The following is a 16,614-nucleotide window of genomic DNA, read 5'->3' as shown; positions in this document are numbered from 1 at the left end:
GGGGGCGAGGAACCCAGGCCTTCAAAGCTCACATCCCCGTCAGATCGGTCATCAGGCCCGACGCCACCGACAGCCGCGACACGGTGATGTCGCCGCCTTCGGTGAGTGCCTGCAGCCGCTCGCGAATGCGCGCGACACGCTCGCCGCCGGCCTCCAGCCAGGCCGCGACCGGATCCGCCGCCTTGCCATGGCCGGTGAGCGCCGCGACCGCAATGCCGCGCCTTGCCGCGCCGATCGTGTCCATCGCGCGCGACAGCGCCAGTTGATCGTAATAGTCCGGCGGCGTGATCGAGCGCGCGGCCTCCTCGACCCGTGGGATGCGGAAGGCATCGCTGACGGCGAAGAAGGCCTTGGCCGCGCCGACGATGTCGGCGCCGGCCGTGCGCGCGGTGAGCGCGATGTCCGGGATGAGTTCCGCCACTTCGGCGAGCGCCAGTTGTCCAGCCAGCTTCTCGGGCGCGCCGCTCTTGAACAGGCCGTGCCGCCGCTCCTCGATCCGCTCGCGCGAGAAGGCCGGCAGCAGCGACGCCAGTTTCGGCTCCAACGCCTTGCGCGCGTCATGCAGTTCGCCGATGCGCTGGCTGAGCGGGGCGGCGCCTGCCTCGTTCTTCAGGTACCAGCCGCTGGTCATGAAGATAAGCCGGCTGACCGCCTGATAGAAATCGAGCTGGATCTGGCCGTCGACCTGGCTGTCGAGCGCGTCGATCTCCCTGTAGAGCGCAGGCAGCGCGAAGCCGTCGCGGACCACGGCGAAGGTCCGCACCACGTCGGCCGCGGTGCGGCCCGTGGCTTCCTGCAGCCGGTTGACGAAGGAAGGCCCGCCGCGGTTGACGAGGTCGTTGGCGACGACGCGCGCGATGATTTCGCGCCGCAGCCGGTGGTCGCGGATTTCGCCGGCGAATTTCTTTGCCATGCGCTCCGGGAAATAGCCCATCAGGTCGCGGTCGAAATGCGGATCGTCCGGCACGTCGCTGGCGACGATGTCGGAGAACAGCACGATCTTGGCATAGGCAAGCAGCACGCCGAGCTCGGCCCTGGTCAGCGGCTCCCCGCGCGCCTCGCGCTCGGCAAGGGCTGCGGGCGAAGGCAGCGTCTCGACCGCTCGGTCGAGCAGGCCGCGCGCTTCCAGTGCCGTCATGAAGCGGGCCTGGTGCGCGATGTCGGCCAGCCCGCGCTTGCGCGCCATCGAGAGCGCCAGCGTCTGCTGGTAGTTGTTGGAGAGCACCAGCCCGCTCACCTCGTCGGTCATCTCGGCGAGCAGCTTGTTGCGCGCGGGCCGGGCCAGCGAGCCTTTGCGCATGGCGGATGCCAGCGCGATCTTGATGTTGACCTCGACGTCCGAGCAATTGACGCCGCCCGAATTGTCGATGGCGTCGGAGTTGCAGCGGCCGCCATTCATGCCGAACTCGATGCGCGCCCGCTGCGTGACGCCGAGATTGGCGCCCTCGCCGATGACCTTGGCGCGCACGTCGAGCGCGGTGACGCGGATGGCGTCGTTGGCGCGGTCGCCGACATCCTGGTTGGTTTCGCCGGAGGCCCTGACATAAGTGCCGATGCCGCCGAACCACAAAAGGTCGACCGGCGCCTTGAGGATGGTGTTGATGATCTCCACCGGCGTCGCGGTGGTCTTGCCAAGGCCGATCGCGGCGGCCGCCGCCGGCGGCAGCGTGATCGACTTCTGGCTGCGCGAGACGATGACGCCGCCTTCCGACAGTTTCGACTTGTCGTAGTCCTGCCAGGACGAGCGCGGCAGCGCGAACATGCGCTGGCGCTCGGCAAGCGAAGCCGCGACATCCGGATCGGGATCGATGAAGATGTCGCGATGATCGAAGGCGGCGATCAGCCTGGTCTGCGGCGACAACAGCATGCCGTTGCCGAACACGTCGCCCGACATGTCGCCGACGCCGACCACGGTGAAGGGCGAGGCCTGAATGTCGCGGTTCATCTCGCGGAAATGCCGCTTGACCGCTTCCCACGCGCCCTTGGCGGTGATGCCCATCTTCTTGTGGTCGTAGCCGGCCGAGCCGCCGCTGGCGAAGGCATCGTCCAGCCAGAAGCCGTGCTTCTCGGAGATGGCGTTGGCGGTGTCGGAGAAGGTCGCCGTGCCCTTGTCGGCGGCGACGACGAAATAGGGATCGTCAGGATCGCGACGCACCACGCCGGCCGGCGGGATGACGCCGTCGACGCCAATATTGTCGGTGATCGAAAGCAGGCTGGAGACGAAGTTCTTGTAGGCCGAGGTGCCGGCCTCGAAGATTGCGTCGCGCCCGGCGCTCATTGGCAGCTTCTTCGGATAGAAGCCGCCCTTGGCGCCGACCGGCACGATGACCGCGTTCTTGACCTGCTGCGCCTTGACCAGGCCGAGCACCTCGGTGCGGTAGTCCTGGGCGCGATCCGACCAGCGCAGGCCGCCGCGCGCCACCGGGCCGAAGCGCAGATGCACGCCCTCGACCTCGGAGCCATAGACGAAGATCTCGCGCCATGGCCGCGGAGCCGGCAGGCCGTCGACCGCCTGCGAGTCGAGCTTGATCGCCAGCGACTGCCCCTTCTCCTTCGTATCGGCTACGAAATGATTGGTGCGCAGCGAGGCTTCGATGAGGTTGAGGTAGCGGCGGATGATGGTGTCGTCGTCGATGTTGGGCACCTCTTCCAGCGCGTCCTTGATCTTGGCCTTGAGGTGCTTGGCGGCGACCACGCCTTCGGTTTCGGCCGTCGGCCCGAGGCGTGCGACAAACAGCTGATGCAGGCCGCGCGCGATCTCCGGATAGCGGTTGAGCGCGGCGGCGATGAAATCCTGGCTCTGCGGAATGCCCGCCTGCTGCAGGTAACGGCCATAGGCGCGCAAGATGGCGATCTCGCTCGACCACAGCCCGGCGGTCTGGGCAAGCCCGTTATAGCCGTCATTGTCGACATCGCCGCGCCAGACCGCCAGGAAGGCATCCTCGAACAGCGCGCCGCCGTCGGACAGATCGATTGCCTTGCCGTAGCTGTTCTCGAGTTCCATGTCGTGGATGAAGACCCTGCCGGAACCTTCATCGGCGATCTCGAAGGTGCGCTCGCTGATGACGCGGAAGCCGATGTTTTCCAGCACCGGAACGCGACGCGACAGCGCCACCGGACTGCCGTAATGGTAGATCTTCAGCGCCGCCTGGTGCGGCTTCCGGTCGGCGCGGCGGTAATAGTCGATGGCGATCGGATGGTCGGGGCCGATTGCGGCGATGCGTCCGGCATCGGCCAGCGCCACCGAAGCCGAAAAGGTATCGCGGTAGCTTTCCGGGAACCGCGCTGCGATGCCCTTCAGCATCGGATCGCTGCCGGCCGCCTCCGCCGCCTCGGAAAGCGCGTCTTCCCAGGTTCGCACGATGTCGCGGATAGCCGCCTCGACGGCGGCCTGATCGATCTTCGGGGTTTTGCCGCCGGAACGGCCGATGATGAAATGCACGCGCGCCAGCCCGCCCTCGGGGAAGGCCGGGTAGTAGGCCGACAGCCGGCCCTCGAACACGGTCTTGAGATAGGTGCCGATCTTCTCGCGCACGACGCTATCGTAGCGGTCGCGCGGCACGAACACGAGGACGGACACGAAGCGGTCGAACTGGTCGAGACGGATCAGCGCCCGCACGCGCGGACGCTCGATCAGGCCGAGAATGGCGCTGGCGTGCTTCCTCAAGATAGGCACCGGGACCTGGAAGAGCTCATCGCGCGGATAGCTCTCCAGCACGTTGATGAGCGCCTTGCCGGAATGGTCGCTCGGATTGAAGCCGGACTTGGCGATGATCGTTTCGGCCTTCGAGCGCAGATAGGGGATCTTCATCACCGAGCGGGTATAGGCGGTCGAGGTGAACATGCCGACGATGCGCAGTTCACCGGCAAGCGCGCCCTTGGCCGTATAGGTCTTGATGCCGATGTAATCGAGGTAGATGCGGCGATGCACGGAGGACTTGGCATTCGCCTTGGTGACGATCAGCGGTTCAGGCCCGTGCAGGAAGGCACGGATTTCCGGCGTCGTCGTCACCGCCTCGGTGCCGCGCCGCAACACCAGCACATCGGGATCGGACAGGATGCCGAGACCTGGCTTGTCGGCGCGCTCAAGCGTGCCGCTCTCTTCGCCACCGACATATTTGAACTCACGCATGCCGAGAAAGGTGAAATTATCGTCGCGCAGCCATTCGAGGAAGGCGATCGCTTCGGCGACGCTGTTCTTGTCGAGCGGCACGGCCGAATAGCGGAATTCGGAAATGGCCTGGTCGAGGCGGGCGAGCATCCGTTTCCAGTCGGTGACGGCGCCGCGGACCTGGTTGAGTATCTTGCGCAGCCGCTCGGCGAGCGCGCGCGCCTGCTCCGCGGTGAGCCGCGGGATATGGACATGAACGACGCTCAGCCGGTCATGATCGTCGACGTCCCTGCCGCCGTCGCCCAGGATCTCGACGACGCCGTTCTTACCGTGCCGAACCGTCATGATCGGGTGGGTCACCAGCGTCGGCTCGCCGGCGGTCTCGGCGATCTCGCCGAGGATGGAATCGAACAGGAACGGCATGTTGTCGTTGACGACGGTGATGACCGTGACCGGCCTGCCGCCGCAGGAAACGCCTGAATCGGCTTCGATCGCGACGACGCTCTCGCCCTTCTTGTGGCTGGCCACCGCCCGGCTCGCGAGGTCGGCAGCGCGCTCCAGGTCGGCCACGTCATAGGCCGCGACATCCTCGGCCGGCGCACGAGCAAGCAGGTGGTCGGCAAGCCTCGCTGGCTTCTCTTCCGCTTTCACGGCGGCTGCGGCTCTCTTCTTCGGCTTGGATTTCACGCTGGCCATGACGCCAATTCCCTCCCGTGGCATGCTTTTGCGACTATGGTAGCCAGATGACTGCCGTTTGGCGACAAAGGTTTGACGACGTTTTAAAAAATTCGAACCAACGCCATCGCCCTGCAAGGAGAACGACCATGACCAACAGGATTACCGCGCTCGACCTGGTCCAGGCGGAGCTCGGCGAGGCGACAAAGGCCTATTTCGCCAAATGCGAGGAGAAGCTCGGCCTCGTTCCCAACGTGCTTCTGGCTTACGCCTTCGACGAGAAGAAGCTGCGCGCCTTCACCGACATGTACAACGACCTGATGCTCGGCGATTCCGGCCTGTCGAAGCTGGAGCGCGAGATGATCGCGGTGGTCGTCTCATCGATCAACCACTGCTTCTACTGCCTGACCGCGCATGGCGCGGCGGTGCGCCAGCTTTCCGGTCACCCGGCGCTTGGCGAGATGATGGTGATGAATTTCCGCGCCGCGGACCTGCCCCTTCGCCAGCGCGCGATGCTGGAGTTCGCGGTCAAGCTGACGGAAGAGCCGGCCAAGATCGTCGAGGCCGACCGAGCCACCTTGCGCCAGGCCGGCTTTACCGACCGCGATATCTGGGACATCGCTTCGACCGCCGCCTTCTTCAACATGTCGAACCGGGTGGCGGCTGCCGTCGACATGCGGCCGAACCCCGAATACCATGCCATGGCAAGGTGAGGCTTATCAGCCTCATATTAGCATCTGCGAATTTTGATTTGCCCGCCCCGCCGTTTGGTCCGATGATCAACGATTGCGGCATGGCCGCATATCGGATTGCGGCATGGCCGCATGTCGCTAAAGCAATTCCAGGAAAAGTGAGAAACGGTTTCCCGCCCGGAATTGCGCCAAAACAGAAATAGCGCGGCGTGGCCGCATGCCGGTTCAACGCCGCAGACAAGGGAGGAGAACATGGCGAAATTTCTCTATGTCTATCATGGCTCCGGCAAGATGCCGACCGATGAGGCCGAACGCAAAGCAGCGATGGATGCCTGGACCGGCTGGTACGGCAAGCTCGGCCAGGCCGTGGTCGACGGCGGCAATCCGGTCGGCATGTCGAGAACGGTGTTGCCCGGCGGCAAGGTCGAGAACAATGGCGGCAGCAATCCGACCGCCGGCTACACGATCGTCGAGGCGAAGGACATCGACGATGCCGTCGCCAAGGCCAAGGATTGCCCGATCCTGACGAACCCGGCCTTCACCGTCGAGATCGCGCCGATCATCGAGATGATGTGATGGTCGAGGGGCGCCCATGAATGCCGCGTGCCGGGTGAGCCGGTAGCCAACGAAGAGGCGGTGCGACCACCGATGGGGTTCGCCCCTATGAAGCAGTGTCGGCGCTGCCCCTCACCTGCCTGCCGGCATCCTCTCCCCGTATTAGTGACGGGGAGAAGGTGCCGGCAGGCGGATGAGGGGCAGCGCAAGCATCCGAAGTAGCTGGCTCTGAGCCATCGCCCCCAGCCAAGCGGACTCTTGCTCCTCCGCCATCGCGCGGCTAGAAGAACCGTCCCGACATCCATTTCGAGCTTCACTTTGCCTCAGTAATCGCCGGTCTCGTCTACTCCCCGAAAGCACCGCAGGCGCAGCTTTGGCGGCACCTGTATCATTTTCATGTGTTCTTCAGGCGGGCGGTTTCGAGACCGGTTTGGCATTGCTGAGCCGCTGTCGCGCAATCCGCGCCGACGCCTGACATCCAACAAAACAGCCTTTCGCCACACCGTGCCCGCGCGGGCATCTCGGACATCGCCGGCCTGACGGACTTCCCGACGGGAAGGGCCTACCGGCATGTCTGGACTGTTGCGTATCCGCTGGGCGATCGCGCCGAAAATCGCGCCTCGACCTCTCATCAACTGCAACCGCTGCGGCGGTATCAGACCCTATCGATGCAGCGGCAGATTCCGCGTCAACGCCAACGGCAAGCGCATCGATGCCTGGCTGATCTACCGCTGCACGGACTGCGACAATTCCTGGAACCGCACCATTTTTGAGCGCTGCAACCGCCGCAACATCGAACCGGCGCTGCTGGCGGCGCTCGAGAGCAACGATCCGGCGCTCGTGCGCAGCCATGCTTTCAATGCCACGGCACTACGGAGCCGGATCGGACGGATCGAGGAATTTCCGGATGTCTCGATCCGAAAGGAGCTTCTGAATGGCAGGCCGGAAAGCGCTGTCGCGCTTTGGCTCGCACTTCGGCTCGACGCCGCGACGCCTTTGCGCCTCGACCGTCTGCTTGCCGGCGAACTCGGCATCTCGCGGTCGAGACTGCAGAATTGGGAAGAGCGGCGCACGCTCGCTGTCGAACCTGACGGCGCCAGGGCCTTGCGCAGGCCGCCGCGCGACGGCATGGCGGTCCGCATCGATCTTTCCAGCGAAGCCGACCGCGACGCCATCGTCTCGGCCGCATGCGGATGAAACGAAAAGGGAGGGAGCAATGCCCCCTCCCTCAAATGACCGCTTGCGAAAAAGGCTTACGCTGCGCCCAACACCTTGGCCGACTTCTCGAAGCGCTTGCGCTCGTTCGGATCGAGATAGAGCTTCCTGAGCCGGATGGTCTTCGGCGTCACCTCGACAAGCTCGTCGTCCTGGATCCAGGCCAGCGCGCGCTCCAGCGTCATGCGCACCGGCGGCGTCAGCTTCACCGCCTCGTCCTTGCCGGCGGCACGGATGTTGGTGAGCTTCTTGCCCTTCAGCACGTTCACTTCCAGGTCGTTGTCGCGGCTATGGATACCGATGATCATGCCCTGATACACCTTGACGCCCGGATCGATGATCATCGGACCGCGGTCTTCCAGGTTCCACATCGCGTAGGCGACCGACTCGCCCTGTTCGTTGGAGATCAGCACGCCGTTGGTGCGGCCGGGCAATTCACCCTTGTACGGCTGATACGCGTGGAACAGCCGGTTCATCACGGCGGTGCCGCGCGTGTCGGTCAACAGCTCCGACTGGTAGCCGATCAGGCCGCGCGTCGGCGCGTGGAAGACGAGGCGCTGGCGGTTGCCGCCGGAGGGGCGCAGCTCGACCATCTCGGCCTTGCGCTCCGACATCTTCTGCACGACGACGCCGGCATGCTCCTCGTCGACGTCGATGACGACTTCTTCGACCGGCTCCAGCAACTGGCCGTCATCGCCCTTCTGCATGACGACGCGCGGCCGCGACACGGCGATCTCGAAGCCCTCGCGACGCATCGTCTCGATCAGCACCGCAAGCTGCAATTCGCCGCGGCCGGAGACAAAGAAGGAATCCTTCTCCGGCGATTCCTCGATCTTCAGCGCGACATTGCCTTCGGCCTCGCGCAGCAGCCGGTCGCGGATGACGCGGCTGGTCACCTTGTCGCCCTCGGTGCCGGCAAGCGGGCTGTCGTTGACCAGGAAGGACATCGTCACCGTCGGCGGATCGATCGGCTGCGCGTGCAGCGGCTCGGTCACCGTCGGGTCGCAGAACGTATCGGCGACCGTGCCTTTGGAGAGGCCGGCGATCGCCACGATGTCGCCCGCCTGCGCTTCCTCGATCGGCTGGCGCTCGAGGCCGCGGAAGGCGAGGATTTTCGAGATACGTCCGGTCTCGATCTGCGTGCCGTCGTGGTGCAGCACCTTGACCGCCTGATTGGGCTTCAGCGTGCCGGACTCGATGCGTCCGGTGATGATGCGGCCGAGGAACGGATTGGCTTCCAGGATGGTGCCGATCATGCGGAATGGACCGGGATGCACGGTCGGCGCCGGCACATGCTTGACGACGAGGTCGAACAGCGGCGCCAGTCCCTGGTCCTTCGGGCCTTCCGGGTTTTCCGACACCCAGCCGTCGCGGCCCGAACCGTAGAGGATCGGGAAATCGAGCTGCTCGTCGGTGGCGTCGAGCGCGGCGAACAGGTCGAACACCTCGTTGACCACCTCGATATGGCGGGCATCGGGGCGGTCGATCTTGTTGATGACGACGATCGGCCTCAAGCCCACCTTGAGCGCCTTGCCGACGACGAATTTGGTCTGCGGCATCGGCCCTTCGGCGGCGTCGACCAGCACGATCGCTGAATCCACCATCGACAGGATGCGCTCGACCTCGCCGCCGAAGTCGGCGTGTCCGGGCGTGTCGACGATGTTGATGCGGGTGCCCTTCCAGTCGACCGAGGTCGCCTTCGCCAGGATGGTGATGCCGCGTTCCTTTTCGAGGTCGTTGGAATCCATGGCGCGTTCGGCGACGCGCTGGTTGTCGCGGAAGGCGCCGGACTGTTTGAGAAGCTGGTCGACGAGGGTGGTTTTCCCATGGTCGACATGCGCGATGATCGCGATATTGCGGAGGTTCATTTGTCTGGTCTCGGGAGCGTTGCAGGCAGCAGGCCCAAAAGCGCCGCCTTTTTCGGTTGCGCGGCTCATACAAGGTTTTTCGCAATTGCGAAAGGGGAGGCCCCGCCCCAAATACATGGTCACTGATTCTTAAACGTCTTGGTGTGAAATGATTCTGTTAACCAAGGCGGAACCTTTGAGGGGCCGGGCAGTTCGATGTTCATGACCGATCAGATGTCCAGATTGCGTCCGGTTTTCGCATGGGCGGCGCTTGGCGTGCTGCTTGCGGCCGGTGTGGCGCAGTCGGCCACGGCTCTGAGAGAGACCGGTTCCATCCAGCCGCCCGACGCCAGGACCGCGCAGCAGATGTTCGCCGACGCCCCTGACGGCGTCGACCCGATCGTCACCGGCCCGGTCAGCGCCGCTTTCAAGCAGCGTCAGAAGGCGGCCAACTGCGACACTGCCGTCTGGCCGAACATTCCCGCGACCTGCTATCCGGATTGATCTTCGCGACGGCTATCTGGCAAGGGTAGCACTCCGGCACACCCCCCTCTGCCCTGCCGGGCATCTCCCCCGCAAGAGGGGAGATCAGATGTCGCCCCGGCTTTCGCCAATCGCCAACGTTGCAGAAAACGCTCCGGCGGCGGAGCTGCCAATCTCCCCCCTTGCGGGGGAGATGTCCGGCAGGACAGAGGGGGGTGCTGTCCCTCCAACGTCAAAATTCTGCATCGCCGCAACGCTCCGAAGTGTAGAATCTCCTATGCCGACCGCACCGGGTCGAGCGTGACCTTATAAAGCTCGTTGTCGTCGCGATCCATCAGCCGCACGGTGAGCTGCTCGGTGGCGCCGGAAATATCGACCAGACCGAAGAACTGCAGCCCGGCCGACGGCGGCAGGTTCTGGCCCTGCTCGGCGGTCGGCGCCTTGATGAATTTCAGCTCCGGACCGAAGGTCATGTCGAAATCGTTGGGGCCGAACGTGCCGGCGTGGATCGGGCCGGAGACGAACTCCCAGAACGGATTGAAATCCTGGAACTTGGCCTTGTCCGGATTGTAGTAGTGCGCCGCCGTGTAGTGCACGTCGGCGGTGAGCCACACCGTGTTGGTGATGCCGGCGTTCTTGATGTAGCGCAGCAGGTCCGCGAATTCGAGCTCGCGCCCCTTCGGCGCGCCATTGTCGCCGTTGCTGACCGCCTCGGCGCCGGCCTTCTTGGCCGCGTCGTCCCAGACGATGAGGCCGAGCGGCATGTCGGCGGCGATGATCTTCCACGTCGCCTTGGAATTCGCCAGTTCCCGCTTCAGCCACTTGGTCTGCTGCTCGCCGAGCATGCGCGACTTCGGCGTCAGCGTTTCCTCCATGTCCGGGCCGTTCGGGCCGCGATAGGAACGCATGTCGAGGAAGAAGACATCGAGCAGCGGGCCGTAAGCTATTCTGCGGTAGACGCGGCCCGGCTCCGACGGCTCGTAGCGGATGGTGGTCATCTCGTGGAAGGCGCGCGCCGCGCGAGCCGAGAGCACATGGATGGATTTTTCCGTGTAGCGGTTGTCGGCCGTCAGGTTCTTCGAATCCGACCAGTTGTTCAGCACCTCGTGATCGTCCCACTGATAGAAGGTCGGGCAGATGGCGGAGAGGCCCAGCACGTGCTTGTCCATCATGTTGTATTTCCACTGGTCGCGGTACTCGTCCAGCGTCTCGGCCACCTTGCGCTTGCCGTCGATCATGACGACGTTCTTCCACTTGCCGCCGCTGGGCAGGTCGACCTCGTCCTTCATGGCGCCGTCGGCATAGATCGTGTCGCCGGAATGCAGGAAGAAGTCCGGCGTGTGTTTGGCGATGGTCGAGTAGGTCTTCATGCCGGTCTCGTCGATGCCCCAGCCCTGGCCGGCGGTGTCGCCCGACCAGGCGAAGCGCACGTCGCGCTTGGAGGCCGGCGCGGTGCGGAAGCGGCCGACGATCGGCTCGGAGACGGCGTTGATGTCGGAAAGGTCGGCCGCAGTCATGCGGTAGAAGATGTCCTGGTCGGAGGCTAGGTCGGTGAGCAGCCGTTTCACCGTATAGTCGCTGGCCGGCGAGGTATCGAGCGGCGCAAGCCTCGTCGCATCGGCGAAGCTCTCAGTCGTCGACACTTCGTACATGACGCGCGCCGGGCGGTCCGTGCGGGTCCAGACCATGCCCGAGGTGGCGTCGACATCGCCGGACTGGACGCCGTGGGTGAAGGCCGGGCGCTGACTGGCGCGGGAATAGTAGGGCAGCGCGAGCCCGGAGGCGCCGACAAGGCCGAAGGCGCTGGCTGAGGTGATGAAAGCGCGGCGGGTCAACGAGATCTTGTTCATGGCGGTCTCCGGATGGCGTTGAACGGGACCGCCAAGCTCACGCCTCAATGTTTCAGGCGCATATCGGAACCATGAAGTTTTGATAACAGTGAACAGGCATACCCTTCTCCCCTTGTGGGAGAAGGTGGATCGGCGCGCAGCGCCGAGACGGATGAGGGGTGTTCCAGCGGAGTGAGACGTCGGCTTTCCCTGGAACACCCCTCATCCGTCGCCTGCGGCGACACCTTCTCCCACAAGGGGAGAAGGGGAAGCCGTGCCTCAAGCCGCCTGCGGCTCCGGCTCGAACGCCGGCTTGCTCGTATTGATCAACAGCGAAATACACGCCGCGGCGATGCCCGTCATGCCGGCGATCATGAAGGCGAGCTCGTAATTGCCCTGCAGTTCACGCATCGTGCCGCCGAAAGCGGCGGCCGCTGCCGCGCCCACCTGGTGGCCGGCGACGATCCAGCCGAAGACGATCGGTCCGCTGCGGTCGCCGAAGGCTTCGTTGGCGAGCCTGAGCGTCGGCGGCACGGTGGCGATCCAGTCGAGCCCGTAGAGCACGGCGAAGATGATCAAGCTGACTGCCGAGAAGCCGGAATAGGGCAGATAGATCAGCGACAGGCCGCGCACCGCATAATAGACGCCGAGCAGCTTGCGCGGATCGAAGCGGTCGGTGAGCCAGCCGGACAGCGTCGTGCCGATCAGGTCGAAGATGCCCATCATCGACAGCAGCCCGGCAGCCTGCACTTCGCCGATGCCCATGTCGCCGCAGAAGGCGATGAGATGCGTGCCGACGAGGCCGTTGGTGGTGAAGCCGCACACGAAGAAAGTGGCGAACAAATACCAGAACACCCTGGTACCCGCGGCACGGCGCAGCGTGGAGAGCGTATGCGTCAGGAAATTGCCCTGCGAGGCCGGCGATACCGGCGGCACATCGTCAGCGTCGGCGCCGAAACGCACCTGGCCAATCGAGGCCGGGCGTTCCGGCACCAGCAGGAAGACGATGGGCACAAGCGCAGCAGTGGCAATGGCAACGGCGATCGCCACCGGCTTCCAGCCGCCGGCCTGCGCCAGCGAGGCGATCAGCGGCAGGAACACCAGCATGCCGGTGGCGCTCGAAGCCGACATCAGGCCCATCATCAGGCCGCGATTGGTCTTGAACCAGCGATTGACGATGGTGGCGCCGAGCACGCTCGCCACCGCGCCCGAGCCGATGCCGGAAAACACGCCCCAGGTGATGAAGAGATGCCATGGCTCGGTCATCAACAGGCTGAGCGCCGTCGAGCCCGACATGATCAGCAGCGAGGCAAGCAACGTGCGGCGCAAGCCGATGCGCTCCATCAGTGCCGCGGCGAAAGGACCGGTCAGGCCGTAAAGCAGAATGCCGACGCCGGCGGACAACGAGATGACATCGCGCCGCCAGCCGAAGCTCGCCTCCAGCGGCAGCATCATCACGGAAGGTGCCGAGCGAAGCCCGGCGGCGATCAGCAGGCAGAGGAAAATGACGGCGACGACGACAAAGGCGTAGCGCTGGCCAAACGGACGGGACTGAGCTATCATGTTACTGACCGGTACGTTGCAATGGGATGGCGCCATACATACGTACCGGTCAGTAACATTGTCAAGCGAGTTTGTTGAATGCCATCGGACAATAAAATTGAAGCGTCGGTGAATGAGGCCCGTGCCGCGCCGGCGCCGAAGGCCGCCGACAAGATCCTCGACGTGGCGCGCGATCTTTTTTATCGCGAGGGCATCCGGGCGATCGGCGTCGACGAGATCGTCAGGCGCGCCGGCGTCACCAAGCCCAGCCTCTACCGCAGCTTTCCGTCCAAGGACGAGCTCGCGGCCTCCTATCTGCGCAAGTACGACCTCGAATTCTGGGAGCGCTTCGACGAGGCCGTCGACGCGCATCCGGGCAACCCGCGCGCCCAGATCATCGCTTTCCTGACCCGCGTCGGCAAACGCACGCAGAAACCGGACTATCGCGGCTGCGGCATGACCAACGCGGCGGTCGAATATCCCGAGCACGGGCATCCTGCGCGGGTGGTGAGCGAGAACAACAAAATGGAGCTGCGCCGGCGCCTGCGCGCCATGGCGGCGGCGATGGGCGCCAGCGATTCCGACACGCTCGGCGACGGGCTGCTGCTGCTGATCGAGGGCGCCTATATCAGCGGCCAGCTTTTCGGGCTCGGCGGACCGGCGGCATCGGTCGCCCGCAACGCCGATCTCCTGATCGAAGCCAGTCTGAAGAAATAACAATCTCGAGCTTGGGCGCTGCCCCTCACCTGCCTGCCGGCATCCTCTCCCCGTATAGTCACGGGGAGAGGGGCGCTCCCGCCGGCGATTTCGCCAATCGCCAGCGTTGAAGGAAGGGTGCCGAGGCCGCCCCAGCTCCCTTCTCCCCGTCACTATACGGGGAGAAGGTGCCGGCAGGCGGATGAGGGGCGGCGCAGACGCCGACAACGGGCGCTTGGCAGCCGCCGCGCCCTAGGCCCGCGTCAGTTTTGACGCTACGCTCACGTACCTCCATCGGAGACACCTCGCCATGCGTGCGCTTCTGATCCCGCTTGCCCTCGCCGGTTTCTGCCAGGCGGCGCATGCCGGCGACATTTCCAGCGCCTATACCGATCTCGACTGGAAGAAGGACTGCGTGACCTATGCGCAGTCGGAGGAAGGCGACGGCGACTGGGCGAGCCTCGCCTGTGCCGGCTATCGCGGCTATCCGGTGCTGATCGGCTATGACGATGCCCGCGAGTCCGTTTATTACGGCTTTCCCTCCGACGACATGACCGCCGTCTGGGAGAGTTTTTCCGGGCTCAACACCTCCGGTCCGAAGGTCGAGTGGCGGATCGAAACCAACGGCGACAAGGCGGTGCCCTTCGCCGTCATTCACCGTCGCGAGATCAGCAGTCCCGACGCCGAGAACAAGCCGACCGAGGTGCTGGTCGTCGCCAAGGTGGCGCAGCCGGAAGAGCACGAGGGCTGCACGGTCGGCCTGGTGCTCGCCACCGGCAACCCCCAAGCCAACGACCAGGCGCGCAAGCTCGCCGACGAAAAGGCGAAGGGCTTTGCCTGCGGCAAGGACAAGCGCGAAGTGATCGGCAAAGTGCCGGACTTCGGCCGGGTGGATAATTAGAGCTTGATCCCAAAAAGTGGGAACCGGTTTTTGGGCAAGATCAAGCTCAAAATGAGATCGCCTACTTCGCCGCCTTCGCCCGCTCGATCGCGTCGACGATCATCTTCTTGGCGTATTTGGAATCGTGCCAGCCCTCGATCTTGACCCATTTACCGGGCTCGAGGTCCTTGTAGTGCTCGAAGAAGTGCTGCACCTGCTGGCGCGTGATGTCAGGCAGGTGGGTGTATTCGGTGACGTTCTCGTAGCGCAGCGTGAGCTTGGGCGAGGGAACCGCGATCACCTTCTCGTCCTGGCCGGCATTGTCTTCCATGATCAGCACGCCGATCGGCCGCACATTGATGACACAGCCCGGCACTAGCGCGCGCGTGTTGCAGACCAGGACGTCGATCGGGTCGCCGTCGCCGGAAAGCGTGTGCGGCACGAAACCGTAATTGCCGGGATAGCGCATCGAGGTGTGCAGGAAGCGGTCGACGAACAGCGTGCCGGCCTCCTTGTCCATCTCATATTTGATCGGCTCGCCGCCGATCGGCACCTCGATGATGACGTTGACGTCTTCAGGCGGGTTCTTTCCGGTGGAAATCGCTGCGATACGCATGGCTCAAAATCCCTCTCGATCTTGTCAGACCGATAGCGGGACACGCGTCATGGTGCAATGCGGCGAATGGTGCTGAACGCTGATGGAAGCGCACACTTTGTGATGGATTGTAACCTGATGCGTGTCACCCGACGTGCGCAGCGGTCTTGGAAGAACGACGCTTATCAGGCGGCGCCCGTCATTCCCAGACGAAAGCCACCTTCTTCAGCGCCTTCTGCTCGAAGACCTCGACGCCTTCGGCGATATCGCGGCCGCCATTGCCGGCATAGAAGGCTAAAGCGTTGTAATTGTCTTCCAGCGCCCACACCACCAGGCCTCTGAGGCCGTGGTCGGCCAGGCGCGTCCGCGCCGCCTTGAACAGCCGGCTGCCGAGCCCGATGCCCTGATATTCCGGGCGCAGGTAAAGCTCGTAGATCTCGCCCTGCTGCCTCAGCTCGCGGGCGCGGTTCTTGCCGATCGTGGCATAGCCGGCGATCGTGCCGCCGATTTCGACGACCAGCACCGTTGCCGCCTTGCGAATCGCGTTCGCCCACCAGTCGGGGCCGCGGCGGTTGATCATGGCGGTCAACGTGCGATGCGGGATGATACCGGAATAGGCGCCGCGCCATGCCTCCTGATGCACTTCGGCGATGGCGGCTGCATCGCGAGGGTCGGCTTTCCTGATATCGATCGTCAGCGTGTTCATGATTGGTTAACCATAAACCCGCGTCGCCCGATTGCAAAGAGTCCGCTCCGTCGCGCCCGCGCTTTCGCACAGGCCAACTTGTCGGCGCCGGAAGCGCTGAAAACCGCCTCGCGCCGCCGTCAAAGCCAGGGTTTGCAGCCTAGGCCCTGTCAGATTTCGACGAGGTGGTCGTCAAGCTCGTTGGCGTCGCCGGCGGTGACCGGGAAATGCTCGGCAAGCACCGCGCCTACTGATTCGATCGCCTTGACGAAACCATCGGCGAGCCGGTCGTCGCCGGCGTGCCTTGTGAGGTCCCGCACAACGCCATCCCAGACATGCTGGCCGACCTTGGCATCGATGCCGCTGTCGGCGACAATTTCGGCATAGCGCTCGGCGATCGAGACGAAGATCAGCACGCCGGTGCGCGCGCTCGTGCGGTGGACGTTGCGGGCCAGGAACTGCTTCATCGCGTTGGCATGCGCCGCCTGGTAGCGCAGCCGCCTCGGCACAAGATGGATGCGCCAGCCAGGCAGCGCCCATAGAAGCGCGAGCATGCAGCCCAGCGACAGAAGCTGGGCAAGCACGAAATGCGGCAGGCGGATGGTCAACCACCAGGCTTCCAGCCCATAGGCCACCGCGAGACTGACGATGAGCGTGGCTATAGCCGCCGCGAACGCGGCCGGAAAGAAATAGCCGTCGCTGGTTTGCGCAACGACGCAGTAGATCTCGCCGTCCGTCCTCGCCTCGGCGGCGCGGATCGCGCCGGCGATGCGGTCATGGTCCTCAGGGCTGATCGGTCGCGTTGCCAT

At 64.5% G+C, this 16,614-nt stretch carries 13 protein-coding genes; 6 read left to right on the top strand and 7 right to left on the bottom strand.

Annotated elements, in window-relative coordinates; translation table 11 throughout:
• Positions 1 to 28: 28 nt before the first annotated feature.
• On the bottom strand, positions 29 to 4,807 hold the full coding sequence (locus EJ070_RS10590; protein WP_126091309.1) for an NAD-glutamate dehydrogenase: 4,779 nt from the start codon (positions 4,805 to 4,807) through the stop codon (positions 29 to 31).
• A 128-nt stretch (positions 4,808 to 4,935) separates the two neighbouring features.
• On the opposite strand from EJ070_RS10590, the gene EJ070_RS10585 reads away from it, so the two are divergent.
• From EJ070_RS10585 to EJ070_RS10575, 3 genes are all read left to right on the top strand, one after another.
• Positions 4,936 to 5,499: a peroxidase-related enzyme gene (locus tag EJ070_RS10585; protein WP_126091308.1), complete on the top strand. Its 564-nt coding sequence runs from the start codon at positions 4,936 to 4,938 to the stop codon at positions 5,497 to 5,499.
• Between the two features lie 231 nt (positions 5,500 to 5,730).
• Complete coding sequence (locus tag EJ070_RS10580; protein WP_126091307.1) at positions 5,731 to 6,054, top strand: YciI family protein; 324 nt, start codon at positions 5,731 to 5,733, stop codon at positions 6,052 to 6,054.
• Between the two features lie 549 nt (positions 6,055 to 6,603).
• Positions 6,604 to 7,230: a DUF1062 domain-containing protein gene (locus tag EJ070_RS10575; RefSeq protein ID WP_126091306.1), complete on the top strand. Its 627-nt coding sequence runs from the start codon at positions 6,604 to 6,606 to the stop codon at positions 7,228 to 7,230.
• 56 nt (positions 7,231 to 7,286) lie between these two features.
• Here EJ070_RS10575 and typA read toward each other — a convergent pair whose 3' ends face one another.
• On the bottom strand, positions 7,287 to 9,116 hold the full coding sequence (typA, locus tag EJ070_RS10570) for a translational GTPase TypA (protein WP_126091305.1): 1,830 nt from the start codon (positions 9,114 to 9,116) through the stop codon (positions 7,287 to 7,289).
• Between the two features lie 201 nt (positions 9,117 to 9,317).
• Between typA and EJ070_RS10565 the strand changes: the two genes are divergently transcribed.
• Complete coding sequence (locus tag EJ070_RS10565; protein ID WP_126091304.1) at positions 9,318 to 9,599, top strand: hypothetical protein; 282 nt, start codon at positions 9,318 to 9,320, stop codon at positions 9,597 to 9,599.
• A 254-nt stretch (positions 9,600 to 9,853) separates the two neighbouring features.
• Here the strand turns inward: EJ070_RS10565 and EJ070_RS10555 are convergent, their stop codons facing one another.
• Positions 9,854 to 11,428: an alkaline phosphatase gene (locus tag EJ070_RS10555; RefSeq protein WP_126091303.1), complete on the bottom strand. Its 1,575-nt coding sequence runs from the start codon at positions 11,426 to 11,428 to the stop codon at positions 9,854 to 9,856.
• Positions 11,429 to 11,686: 258 nt separating this feature from the next.
• Positions 11,687 to 12,970: an MFS transporter gene (locus EJ070_RS10545; protein WP_126091302.1), complete on the bottom strand. Its 1,284-nt coding sequence runs from the start codon at positions 12,968 to 12,970 to the stop codon at positions 11,687 to 11,689.
• Between the two features lie 78 nt (positions 12,971 to 13,048).
• Here EJ070_RS10545 and EJ070_RS10540 point away from each other — a divergent pair, with 78 nt between their 5' ends.
• Entirely contained in the window at positions 13,049 to 13,666 is a 618-nt protein-coding gene (locus EJ070_RS10540; RefSeq protein ID WP_126091301.1) for a TetR/AcrR family transcriptional regulator, read from the top strand.
• A gap of 289 nt (positions 13,667 to 13,955) precedes the next feature.
• Positions 13,956 to 14,546, top strand: coding sequence for a hypothetical protein (locus tag EJ070_RS10530; protein WP_126091300.1), 591 nt, complete (start codon positions 13,956 to 13,958; stop codon positions 14,544 to 14,546).
• Positions 14,547 to 14,607: 61 nt separating this feature from the next.
• Here EJ070_RS10530 and ppa read toward each other — a convergent pair whose 3' ends face one another.
• From ppa to EJ070_RS10515, 3 genes are all read right to left on the bottom strand, one after another.
• Positions 14,608 to 15,141, bottom strand: a complete 534-nt coding sequence (gene ppa / locus EJ070_RS10525; RefSeq protein ID WP_126091299.1) for an inorganic diphosphatase — start codon at positions 15,139 to 15,141, stop codon at positions 14,608 to 14,610.
• A 178-nt stretch (positions 15,142 to 15,319) separates the two neighbouring features.
• A complete protein-coding gene (locus EJ070_RS10520) occupies positions 15,320 to 15,826 on the bottom strand; it encodes a GNAT family N-acetyltransferase (RefSeq protein ID WP_126091298.1) in 507 nt (168 codons plus the stop codon).
• Positions 15,827 to 15,975: 149 nt separating this feature from the next.
• Positions 15,976 to 16,614, bottom strand: a complete 639-nt coding sequence (locus EJ070_RS10515; protein WP_126091297.1) for a TPM domain-containing protein — start codon at positions 16,612 to 16,614, stop codon at positions 15,976 to 15,978.

Origin of the sequence: Mesorhizobium sp. M1E.F.Ca.ET.045.02.1.1, from assembly GCF_003952485.1 — a bacterium.
Taxonomy (GTDB): domain Bacteria; phylum Pseudomonadota; class Alphaproteobacteria; order Rhizobiales; family Rhizobiaceae; genus Mesorhizobium.
The sequence above is the reverse complement of the archived record's forward strand: the minus strand, read 5'-3'. Positions and strand labels throughout refer to the sequence as shown.